This window comes from Arcobacter pernae, assembly GCF_049472135.1.
GTDB lineage: Bacteria > Campylobacterota > Campylobacteria > Campylobacterales > Arcobacteraceae > Arcobacter_B.
The window spans coordinates 1-11,705 of record NZ_JBMOVV010000023.1 but is presented as its reverse complement, the minus strand read 5'-3'; the positions used below and the strand labels follow the sequence as shown (position 1 = coordinate 11,705).

7 protein-coding genes and 1 rRNA gene are annotated in these 11,705 nt (G+C 29.2%); 4 read left to right on the top strand and 4 right to left on the bottom strand.

From position 1 onward, the window contains the following. From ACH5BF_RS14135 to ACH5BF_RS14120, 4 genes are read right to left on the bottom strand one after another with little or no spacing between them, the layout of a single operon-like run. Positions 1–1,206: a nucleotide sugar dehydrogenase gene (locus ACH5BF_RS14135; RefSeq protein ID WP_423274863.1), complete on the bottom strand. Its 1,206-nt coding sequence runs from the start codon at positions 1,204–1,206 to the stop codon at positions 1–3. After that, on the bottom strand, positions 1,207–2,421 hold the full coding sequence (locus ACH5BF_RS14130) for a glucose-6-phosphate isomerase (RefSeq protein WP_423274864.1): 1,215 nt from the start codon (positions 2,419–2,421) through the stop codon (positions 1,207–1,209). It lies immediately after the preceding gene. A gap of 2 nt (positions 2,422–2,423) precedes the next feature. Further along, positions 2,424–3,251, bottom strand: a complete 828-nt coding sequence (gene galU, locus ACH5BF_RS14125) for a UTP--glucose-1-phosphate uridylyltransferase GalU (RefSeq protein WP_423274865.1) — start codon at positions 3,249–3,251, stop codon at positions 2,424–2,426. A 15-nt stretch (positions 3,252–3,266) separates the two neighbouring features. After that, the gene (locus tag ACH5BF_RS14120) at positions 3,267–4,343 is read right to left on the bottom strand and encodes a glycosyltransferase family 4 protein (RefSeq protein WP_423274889.1); all 1,077 of its coding nucleotides are present in this window, start codon (positions 4,341–4,343) and stop codon (positions 3,267–3,269) included. 184 nt (positions 4,344–4,527) lie between these two features. Here ACH5BF_RS14120 and ACH5BF_RS14115 point away from each other — a divergent pair, with 184 nt between their 5' ends. The 4 genes from ACH5BF_RS14115 to ACH5BF_RS14100 all read left to right on the top strand — a co-directional run bounded on the left by ACH5BF_RS14115 (position 4,528) and on the right by ACH5BF_RS14100 (position 11,605). Continuing rightward, the gene (locus tag ACH5BF_RS14115; protein WP_423274888.1) at positions 4,528–6,186 is read left to right on the top strand and encodes a TolC family protein; all 1,659 of its coding nucleotides are present in this window, start codon (positions 4,528–4,530) and stop codon (positions 6,184–6,186) included. Positions 6,187–6,195: 9 nt separating this feature from the next. Continuing rightward, on the top strand, positions 6,196–8,412 hold the full coding sequence (locus ACH5BF_RS14110; protein ID WP_423274887.1) for a type I secretion system permease/ATPase: 2,217 nt from the start codon (positions 6,196–6,198) through the stop codon (positions 8,410–8,412). Beyond that, positions 8,413–9,750 carry an HlyD family type I secretion periplasmic adaptor subunit gene (locus ACH5BF_RS14105; protein ID WP_423274886.1) on the top strand — a complete coding sequence of 446 codons (1,338 nt, stop codon included), beginning with the start codon at positions 8,413–8,415 and terminating at the stop codon, positions 9,748–9,750. It begins immediately after the preceding gene. Between the two features lie 338 nt (positions 9,751–10,088). Then, positions 10,089–11,605: ribosomal RNA gene (locus ACH5BF_RS14100) — 16S ribosomal RNA — on the top strand. The last annotated feature ends 100 nt before the right edge of the window (positions 11,606–11,705 follow it).

Sequence of the window (11,705 nt, the reverse complement as noted above, 5' to 3'; positions counted from 1 at the left end):
TTAACTATCACTATTAAAAATATCTCTAGTATAAACTTTATCTTGAACATCAAGTAAGTCTTCACTAAGTCTATTTGCTACTATTACATCTGCTTCTTTTTTAAACTCATCTAAATCTTTTATTACTTTTGAGTTAAAAAATACTTCATCTTCTAAGTTTGGTTCATAGATAACTACTTCTATTCCCTTAGCTTTGATTCTTTTCATTATTCCTTGAATTGCAGAAGCTCTAAAGTTATCACTTCCTTCTTTCATGATAAGTCTATATACTCCTACTTTTTTTGAAGTTTCTATATTATCTGGGTTTACAGGTGTTAAATTTAGTTTTTCTATTATACTTTGGGCTATAAAATCTTTTCTAGTTGTATTTGCTTCTACAATTGCTGAGATTAAGCTATGTGGTACATCTTCATAGTTTGCTCTTAATTGTTTTGTATCTTTAGGTAAACAGTATCCACCATATCCAAAGCTTGGATTATTATAATGATTTCCAATTCTTGGATCTAATCCTACACCTTCTATTATCTGTTTTGAATCAAGGTTATGTGATTGAGCATATGAATCTAGTTCATTAAAGTAAGCTACTCTCATAGCTAAGTATGTATTAGAGAATAGTTTTATTGCTTCTGCTTCAGTTGAATCAGTAAATAAAATATCTATATCTTTTTTTATAGCACCTTGAGCAAGTAGATTCGCAAATGTTTTTGCTCTTTGAGATTTTTCACCCACGATAATTCTTGAAGGGTACAGATTATCATGTAGGGCTTTCCCTTCTCTTAAGAACTCTGGAGAGAATATAATATTATTTGTATCAAACTTTTTTGATATTTCTTTTGTATATCCTACAGGAATAGTTGATTTTATTACCATTGTAGTGTTTGGGTTTATTTCTAGTACATCAGCTATTACATACTCTATTGATTTTGTATTAAAGTAGTTTGTTTCAGGATCATAGTCTGTTGGTGTTGAGATAATTACAAAGTCTGCATCTTTATATGCTTCTTTTTTATCTAATGTAGCTTTAAAGTTTAAATCATCTCTTAATAAGTATTCACTTATTTCTTTATCTTCTATTGGTGATTTTTTATTATTTAAAAGTTCTACTTTAGAAGCAACTATATCTAATGCTATTACTTCATTATCTTGGGCTAATAGTATTCCATTTGACAGGCCTACGTACCCTGTCCCGGCTATTGCTATTTTCATTTACTTCATATCCTCATTTTTTAACTTATTTTTTAAAATTATCTTACCTTCTTCAACACCTGGTTGATTATAAGTATTTATTTGCATAAAACTTCCAACTATTGATGTTAAAAGTTGATATGAGTACATAAGTTTTCCTATATTGAATTCATCTACCTTCTCTATTGTAATCACATCTGTTGGGATATTATCACACTTTTCTACAGCTTCTATTGTAGAGTCTGCTTGCATATTTATCAAGTCCTTAAACTTAATATTATTTACATAATCTAACTCTTCTAAATGAGGAATTGATATATCAGGTATTATCGTTTCTTCCTCAAAGTCATCTACTTTTATAAATGTAACTGTCTTATCTCTTACCCCTTCCATTATTAGCTGTAAAAAAGAGTGTTGATCTACTGGACCTATTAGTCCTATTGGAGTTAAAGCTTGTCTTGTCCCATTTATATTTACTTTTCCAAGACTTTCACCCCATAGTTGGATATACCACTTATTAAAACCTTCTAAAAGTGAAGAATATGAAAAAATTACATTTATATTAAATCTATTTTTATTCTCTACCATAAATCTAGCTTTTTCAAAGATTGAATGAAAATACTCTTGTTTTTCGAAAAAGCTATTATTTACTTCTTTACATCCATCTAGAAGTTTTTGTATGTCTATTCCCATAATAGATAAAGGAACTAAGCCTACAGGTGAAAATACTGAAAATCTTCCACCTACATCTTTTGGAATTTCAAAAGTTTTTATATCATTTTCTTTTGCATATGAGTTTAGTTTACTATCATATTCTGTAATACAAACACAATTTGTTTTATCAATTTTTACTAGACTATGTAAGTATTTGAAAACTGAAATAGTCTCAATTGTAGTACCAGATTTTGAGATGATTATAAATAATGTGTCATTTATATCATTTATATACGATAGTCTTTTTTTTAATTCTAAAGGATCAGTTGATTCCAAAAAATGAAGTTTTTTACCATTTGATTTATTTCTAAGAAAGCTATTTATTGCATAAGTTCCTAAACTACTTCCACCAATACCAACTACCACTATATCTTTTTGAGTTACAGTTTTAGAAAAGCTTAAAATCTCTGAAATATCTTGATAAGGTAAATTATAATAACCTATGTTATTTTTCTCTTCTACTATCTTTTCAAAAATTTCATTATTTGATTTTATTTGGTAGAAATTCTTTTGATATTTCATCTTTAATTATTCGCTTTCTCGTAAAAATAGCTAGTAGCTTCAACAAAACCATCTACATTTCCACAATCAAATCTTTTACCTTTAAACTTATAAGCAATAACTTTTCCTTCTTTTGCTTGTTCAAGTAAAGCATCTGTGATTTGTATCTCTCCACCTTTTCCTGGTTTTGTATCTCTTAAAATATCAAAAATATCAGGTGTCAAAATATATCTTCCAATAATCGCTAAATTTGTTGGAGCTTCTTTTGGGTCTGGTTTTTCTACCATATTTGACACTCTATATATTCCGTCTTCTATTTGCTCACCATCAATTACACCATACTTATCTGTTTTATCTTTTGGTATTTCTTCTATAGCAACTATTGAACACTCATATTTTTCATATAGTTTTATCATCTGCTTTAATACTCCACCTTCACTAGAAGTATTGTCACATAAATCATCAGCTAATATAACTGCAAAAGGTTCATTACCTATTAAAGTTTCACCTGTTAAAATTGCATGTCCTAAACCTTTCATTTCTAGTTGTCTAGTGTAAGAAAAAGTTGTAGTTTCAATAATCTTATTTAGATCACTTAAAAGTTCTTCTTTTGAAGAACCTTTTATTGAATTTTCAATATCAGTATTTGTATCAAAGTGATCTTCTATGGCTTTTTTATATTTAGATGTAACTATAGAAATAGTACTACATCCTGATTCTAATGCTTCTTCAACTCCATATTGAATAAGTGGTTTTGTAAGTACTGGTAACATCTCTTTGGGTATTGCTTTTGTAGCTGGTAAAAATCTTGTTCCATACCCTGCTGCTGGAAATAAACATCTTTTTATCATCTTTCACTTTCCTCTTTAAGATATATTTTCAAGTTTTAGATTCTCTTTTTTTTCTTTTTTCATTCTTTTATATTTCTTTTTTAATTTTGCATTTTTTGGTCTTTTTCTTGCTCTTGGGTCAAAAAGATCAAAAAATATTAAAAATAGTAAGAAAAATATTAAAAGATTTAAACCATCATCTTGTTTGTATATTTGTAAAAACATACAAGAAAAAGTAAGTTGCATAAAAATAAGCATTTTTACTGTAAATGCTTTATTTTGTTTGATATTGTCAAGAATATGATGTAGGTGGTTTCTATCCGCCTCAAAAGGAGATTTCCCCCTTTGTCTTCTTCTTCTAAAAACTACTAACGTATCTAAAATAGGTACTGCTGCTAAAAAGAATATTGATACAGGATTTACATATTCTAAGGCTTTGATACTTAGTATTGCAATTACAAAACCTAAAAGTAAAGAGCCACTATCTCCCATGAAAACTTTTGCTGGATACCAGTTTAGAACTAGAAATGCAATTAGTGCTGAGATTAAAAGAGCCGGCCATACTATTAACATATTATCATTATTTATTATCCCTATTATTAATAGTGCAGCTAATATTATTATAGATATTGATGAAGCTAAACCATCTAATCCATCTGTTAAATTTACAGCATTTGTGAAAGCAATAATTGCAAAAAGTGTAAAGGGTAATGCAACTATGCCTAATGTTAATTCATAATTGAAGTAAGTTCCTATTGTTGTTATTGTATATCCTTCAAAATATGCAATAATTGCAGCAATTACAATAAATAAAAGTTTTGTTTTTGAGCTTAAAGTATAAATGTCATCTAAAATACCACCTATAAAAACAATAAGGATAGCGATTAATATTATTGCGTATGAGAAAATATCTTCAGTATAATAAAAAATTAAAGATAATATAAATGTACTACCAAAAACTATTCCCGCTCCTCTTGGAGTGATTTTTTTATGTGAACTTCTTTCATTAGGTATATCAACAAGTTTTAGTTTTGCAGCATTATTTATAAAGTTTTTTATTAAAAAATATGTAACAACAAATAGAACAAAACTAAATAAAACTAGTTCATACATAAATAAAATCCTGATCATTAAATAAAATTTTGAATAATTTTACAGTAACTAATCTTATTTTTTTATTATTAATAATTACAAAATGGTTACATTTTATAATTTTATATTTTATGAAATAGTGTTTAATTATTGATTTTTTTATTTTTTTTATATACAATGCGATTATTAAAAATAAGGAATTATGATGAAAGTAAACAGATTTTTTTACAGTATTCCCGTAATAATGGCACTTTTTGGTACTTCTAATGCAACTTCTTTAAAAGATGTTGTTTCTCATACACTAAAAAGTAATCAAGATATACATTCAAAATCATTAAATAATAATGCTTTTAAAAACTATGTCGATGAACAAAAATCAGGTTATTATCCAAAAGTTGATTTGACTGCTTCTTTAGAAAAGATAAAAGAAGAAGAAAAGTCATCTACTTTAAATACTGATGAAACAAGAACAGGAAATAATGTTCAATTAGATTTAGAACAATTATTATATGATGGAAATCTTACATCAAGTAGAGTTGCAGAATCAGAATTTAGATATTCGTCAAACAAATACAAAAATTCTAATGATATTGAGAACATCATTTTGGATGGTGTTAATGCATATCTAAATATGGTGAAGTTTCAAGAAAGAATTAAAGTTTCAGAAAATAATATCAAAGTTCACGATGGATATTTAACTATTGCTAAACAAACTGAAGAAATTAATGGAACAATATTAGATAAAGTTCAAACTAAAGCTAAAATACATAATGCAAAAAATAAGCTTTTTGATGAAATAAATAACTATAATATGTCTAGAAGTTCATTTGATAAAAATGTAGGATTAAAAATTTTAGGTGAGATTTGTAGGCCTAATATTGATGAGTCTTTAATTCCCTCTTCTTTACAAAAGTTAAAAGCTATTACTTTAACATCAAATTATAAGATAAAAGAGCAAATAGAGAAGATAAAAGAACAAAAAGAAAAATTATCTCAAACGGATTCAAGTTTTCTACCTACATTAAAATTTAAATTACAAGCTATACATGATAACGATCTGATTACTGATGAAACTAAAACAAAAAGATATTCGGGAAAAATTGAGTTAAGGTACAATATCTTCAATGGTTTTGCAGATGATAAAGCTAGCCAAAGAGAAAGATTATTTTTAAAAGAATCAAAAGCTAAACTTGATGTTGTTACAAAAGATATAGTTGATCAATTAACAGTGGCATTTAATACATATCAAACTTCTAAAAAACAGATTGTTGAGTTAAAGCAATTTATAGAAGAAAATAAACAGATAATTAAAATTTATAACGATCAATTTGATTCTGGTACTAGAAGTTTTATTGATGTTTTAAATGTAGAAGCTGATTTATATAATTCAAAAGTATCTTTAATCAATACAGAATTTAATATGTATCAAGCATATTATCAAATTTTACAGTTAAAATCTTCTCTTCAAAATTCTATATCAACATCAAAAAGACAAGTTTGTGATGGAGATGTATTCTTAAAAACAGAAGAAACAAAAGAAAATGAGTCTAAAAGTATGGAAGAAGAATTAAATTTAGATGAACCTTCAAATACAAATAATTTATCTGAAGAGTTAGGCTCTAATGTATCAAATGAGTATGCATTATTTTTAAATACATATAATTCTCATCAAAAAGCACAAATTGCTCTTGATAAAACATTAAAAGATTTAAAAAATAATCAGAAATTAAAAGTAGTATCAAATAAAAATGGTACATTTACCTTGGCTGCTTATAACATTGATGGAAGTGTAAATGCTAATGCTTTAAAAAATAGTTTAAATTACAAATACCCTAATTCTTATTATATTAAAAAAATTAAGTAGGTGTATTAGTTGAATAGTAGCAATATTAATTTTAATGATGATTTTAATTCTATAAAAGAGGATTCTAAAGAAGTAGATACTCTTTTAGAATCTTTACTGTTTCTTTCAAAATTTCATAAAAGACCTTCATCTAAAGAATCGTTGATAGCAGGATTAGCTATCCATGATTCTTTAATGACACCAACTATGTTTAAAACTGCAGCAAAAAAAATTGGATTAATTACAAAAGCAGTTAATAGAGAAATTGAGCATATTAACAATAAAGCTTTACCTGCAGTGATGATACTTAATAATAATAAATCTTGCGTAGTTCTAAATATAGACAATAATGATAAAGTTGCAACAATTATAATGCCACATATTAGCAGTGGTGAAGTGCATTTATCTTTTGATAAATTAAATGAAATATACACAAATAATCTTCTTATAATAAAACCAGCATACAATTTTGAGAATAGGGTAGAAAAAGATATTAATATAGATGATAATAAAAAGTGGTTTTATCGAACTATGAAAAAAAATATTTCAATTTACAAATTAGTGATAATTGCAGCAATATTAATCAATATCTTTGTGATATTTATTCCATTATTTACTATGAATGTTTATGATAGAGTTTTACCAAATAAAGCAGTTGATACTTTATGGGTTTTACTTATTGGAATAATATTTGTTTTATTCTTTGATTTTATATTGAAACTAATAAGAGCATATTTTATTGAACAAGCAGGTAAAAGGGCTGATATTCGCATGTCAAGTAAAATCTTTGATCAACTTTTAAATATAAAGTTAGATTCTAAGCCCTCATCAACTGGAATGTTTGTAAGTAGGCTTCAATCCTTTGAAAGTGTTAGAGAGTTTTTTACAACAGTTACTATCACGGCTTTTGTTGACTTACCCTTTGTTTTATTATTTATAGCTGTTATATTTTATGTTGGGGGACCTTTAGGATATATCAGTTTAGGAACTATGATAATAGCAATACTTTTTTCTTGGTTTATGCAAAGACCAATAAAAAAGGCTATTTTAAATTCGGCAAAAGAAGAACAGATAAAACAAACAGTTTTAACTGAAACAGTAACCGGATTAGAAATCATAAAAAGTGTAAGAGCATTAAATAGAATGAGAACCCATTGGGAAAGATCAATCTCTCAAACCTCATATTATGGAAATAAATCCCATTACTTATCACAGGTTGTTACTTATTTTGTTGGTTTTATATCTCAGCTTTCAGGAGTGTTAATTGTTGCATTTGGTGTAATTCTTGCTACAAATGGTGAAGTTACAATGGGAGCAATTATTGCAGCAATGATGTTAAATAGTAGAGTCATTGGACCTGTATCTCAAATAGTTGGAATGATTATTAGATTAGATAGAACACTTTTATCTTTAGATAATATTGATGAGATTATGAAAATGCCAGTAGAACGTTCTTCAAATAAAAGATATCTTAGTAGACCAAATCTAAAAGGTGATATTATTTTTAAAGACGTAGATTTTTCATACAAAGATCAAAAATATAATGTATTAAAAAATATAAATATTTCTATAAAAGAGGGTGAAAAAGTAGGAATAATTGGAAAAATTGGTTCTGGAAAATCAACTTTTGCCAAATTACTATTAAATCTTTTTGAAGCGAATAAAGGGTCAATACTTATTAATGATACTGATATTAGACAAATTGATCCAGTAGATTTAAGAAGATCTATTGGATATGTACCTCAAGAACCATTTTTATTTATGGGAAGTATAAAAGATAATATTACAATTGGCGAGCAATATGTAAGTGATGAAGAAGTACTAAAAGCAGCACAAGTTGCAGGTGTGCATGAATTTATTGGAAAACATGAATCTGGATATGATTTGATTGTAGGAGAGAGAGGAGAAGGTTTATCAGGTGGAGAAAGGCAAGCAGTAACTTTAGCAAGAGCAATTTTGTCAAATCCTAATATCTTAATTTTAGATGAACCTACAAATATGATGGATGAATTATCAGAAAATAAATTTAAGAGTAATCTTAAAAATATCATTGAAGATAAAACACTTTTAATAATTACACATAAGCCATCATTATTATCCTTAGTAGATAGGTTGATTGTTATTGAAGATGGCAAAGTTGTAGCTGATGGTGCAAAAGATAAAATCATATCTTCTTTTACTCAAACACAAACAAATAGTAATAAAAATCAAACAATTTTAAAAACTAATAGAATAAAAAGGATTTAAATGCAAGAAGATATAAATTTTGTAGACACATTACATTCTCAAAAAAATGCAAAATTAAGTTCTAAGATAATTTTATTCTTTTTTACAATAGTAAGTTTTTTTATAATAGCTTTTATTTGGGCATATTTTGCAAAAGTTGATGAACTTACAAGAGGAGAAGGAAAAGTAATACCTTCAGAAAGAATAAAGAAAATTCAAAGTTTAGATGGTGGTCTTATTTCTGAAATCCTTGTAAAAGAAGGAAGTATAGTACAAAAAGGTCAAGAGCTAATGAAAATTGATACTACAAGATTTCAAGCATCATTAGAAGAGAATAAACAAACATATTTTCATTTATTAGTAACAAAAAAAAGGTTAGAAGCGGAAGCAAATATTGATTTAAATAAAGAAATAAAAAGTTTAGAATATAAAAAAGATTTAGAAAAAAATGCAAAAAACTTTATTGAAAATGATAAGAAACTGTTTAAATCAAGAGTTGAAGAATTATTAAGCACTTCAAATATTTTTAAAATTCAGTTTAAACAAAAAGAACAAGAATTAAGAGAACTAGAAAATAAGAGTATACAATTAAAAAAAAGACTTAATCTAGTAAAAGAAGAATTTAATACTATAAATAAAATGGTATCAAGAGGTTCAAGATCAAAAGTAGATTTGTTAAAAATAAAAAAAGAGTTGACAGAATTAGAAGGAGAACTTCAAACAACATATATTCAAATCCCAAAAGCTAAATATGCTATAGAAGAAGCAAAAAATAGAATTATAGAAAAAACAAAGATTTTTAAAGCAGAAGCTTCAAATGAATTACAAAAAATCAATACTGAGATTAAAAAATATGAATCAAAAATTATTGCACAAAAAGATAAAGTTGATAAAACTATTTTATACTCACCTGTAAATGGAATTATTAAACAAATAAATATTAATACAGTAGGGGGCGTTGTAAAGTCAGGTATAGACTTAATAGAAATAGTTCCTCAAAGTGATATCTTATTGGTTGAAGCAAAAATTGATCCTAAAGATATTGCTTTCATAAATCCAAAACAAAAAGCAATTGTAAAAATTACAGCCTATGACTTTTCAATATATGGAGCATTAGAAGGAAATATTGTAGAAATATCAGCTGATAGTATAATAGACAAAAATGATAAAAATCAAAAAAGCTATTATAAAGTAATTGTTAAAACAGATAAAAACTATTTGGAAAAAAATAAAGAAAAACTTCCAATTATTCCAGGAATGATTACAAGTGTAGATATTATTACAGGTAAAAAATCAATTTTAGATTATATTTTAAAGCCAATTCTGAAAACAAAAGATAATGCTTTACATGAAAGATAAAATAAATACAATAAAAACATTGTAAAAAGTAATAAAACAGACAAAAAATAAGAAACTTTTAAAATTTAAGCTTTTATTAAGAGTTTTCTCTTGACAAAGGGGGATAATTTGTCTATAATTCCCGTCCAATTTCAGAGGAACGACACAAAGTTCTAAAGAGATATGATCTTTAAAAACGAAGGTTAATAAGAAGTAATTTTTATAAACCGAATATAGAAAAAACGATAAAAAAACAAGAAAAATAATTCTTGTCTATTTAAGCTTTTTACATTTATGTAAAAACACTTGAGTGATAATTTTGTTTAATGGAAACAAAAATTGTCAGTTTCAAACACTTTATTATGGAGAGTTTGATCCTGGCTCAGAGTGAACGCTGGCGGCGTGCTTAACACATGCAAGTCGAACGAGAACGGGTTATAGCTTGCTATAACTGTCAGCTAAGTGGCGCACGGGTGAGTAATATATAGGTAATGTGCCCTAGAGAGGGGGATAACAGTTGGAAACGACTGCTAACACCCCATATGCCTTTAAAACATAAGTTTGCAAGGGAAATATTTATAGCTCTAGGATCGGCCTGTACGGTATCAGCTTGTTGGTGAGGTAATGGCTCACCAAGGCTATGACGCCTAACTGGTTTGAGAGGATGATCAGTCACACTGGAACTGAGACACGGTCCAGACTCCTACGGGAGGCAGCAGTGGGGAATATTGCACAATGGGGGAAACCCTGATGCAGCAACGCCGCGTGGAGGATGACACATTTCGGTGCGTAAACTCCTTTTATATAGGAAGATAATGACGGTACTATATGAATAAGCGCCGGCTAACTCCGTGCCAGCAGCCGCGGTAATACGGAGGGCGCAAGCGTTACTCGGAATCACTGGGCGTAAAGAGCGTGTAGGCGGGTAATTAAGTCAGGAGTGAAATCCTATGGCTCAACCATAGAACTGCTCTTGAAACTGATTACCTAGAATATGGGAGAGGTAGATGGAATTTCTGGTGTAGGGGTAAAATCCGTAGAGATCAGAAGGAATACCGATTGCGAAGGCGATCTACTGGAACATTATTGACGCTGAGACGCGAAAGCGTGGGGAGCAAACAGGATTAGATACCCTGGTAGTCCACGCCCTAAACGATGTACACTAGTTGTTGTGAGGCTAGACCTTGCAGTAATGCAGTAAACACATTAAGTGTACCGCCTGGGGAGTACGGTCGCAAGATTAAAACTCAAAGGAATAGACGGGGACCCGCACAAGCGGTGGAGCATGTGGTTTAATTCGACGATACGCGAAGAACCTTACCTGGACTTGACATAGTAAGAACTTTCTAGAGATAGATTGGTGTCTGCTTGCAGAAACTTATATACAGGTGCTGCACGGCTGTCGTCAGCTCGTGTCGTGAGATGTTGGGTTAAGTCCCGCAACGAGCGCAACCCTCGTCGTTAGTTGCTAACAGTTCGGCTGAGAACTCTAACGAGACTGCCTACGCAAGTAGGAGGAAGGTGAGGACGACGTCAAGTCATCATGGCCCTTACGTCCAGGGCTACACACGTGCTACAATGGGGTATACAAAGAGCCGCGATACCGTGAGGTGGAGCAAATCTCAAAAATATCTCCCAGTTCGGATTGTAGTCTGCAACTCGACTACATGAAGTTGGAATCGCTAGTAATCGTAGATCAGCAATGCTACGGTGAATACGTTCCCGGGTCTTGTACTCACCGCCCGTCACACCATGGGAGTTGAACTCATTCGAAGCGGGGATGCTAAGGTAGCTACCCTCCACAGTGGATTCAGCGACTGGGGTGAAGTCGTAACAAGGTAACCGTAGGAGAACCTGCGGTTGGATCACCTCCTTTCAGAGAAGAGAGAAGTTATTCGATTAACTTCTCCAAAGCTATCAAAGATAGCAAATAAAAAAGGTATATCAACCTTTCTATATTCGGTTTATAAAGATTA

What these genes read in the sequence shown, in the direction of transcription:
- ACH5BF_RS14135 (WP_423274863.1), bottom strand. Translation starts at nt 1,206, where the DNA reads ATGAAAATAGCAATAGCCGGGACAGGGTACGTAGGCCTGTCAAATGGA.
- ACH5BF_RS14130 (WP_423274864.1), bottom strand. Translation starts at nt 2,421, where the DNA reads ATGAAATATCAAAAGAATTTCTACCAAATAAAATCAAATAATGAAATT.
- galU (WP_423274865.1), bottom strand. Translation starts at nt 3,251, where the DNA reads ATGATAAAAAGATGTTTATTTCCAGCAGCAGGGTATGGAACAAGATTT.
- ACH5BF_RS14120 (WP_423274889.1), bottom strand. Translation starts at nt 4,343, where the DNA reads ATGTATGAACTAGTTTTATTTAGTTTTGTTCTATTTGTTGTTACATAT.
- ACH5BF_RS14115 (WP_423274888.1), top strand. Translation starts at nt 4,528, where the DNA reads ATGAAAGTAAACAGATTTTTTTACAGTATTCCCGTAATAATGGCACTT.
- ACH5BF_RS14105 (WP_423274886.1), top strand. Translation starts at nt 8,413, where the DNA reads ATGCAAGAAGATATAAATTTTGTAGACACATTACATTCTCAAAAAAAT.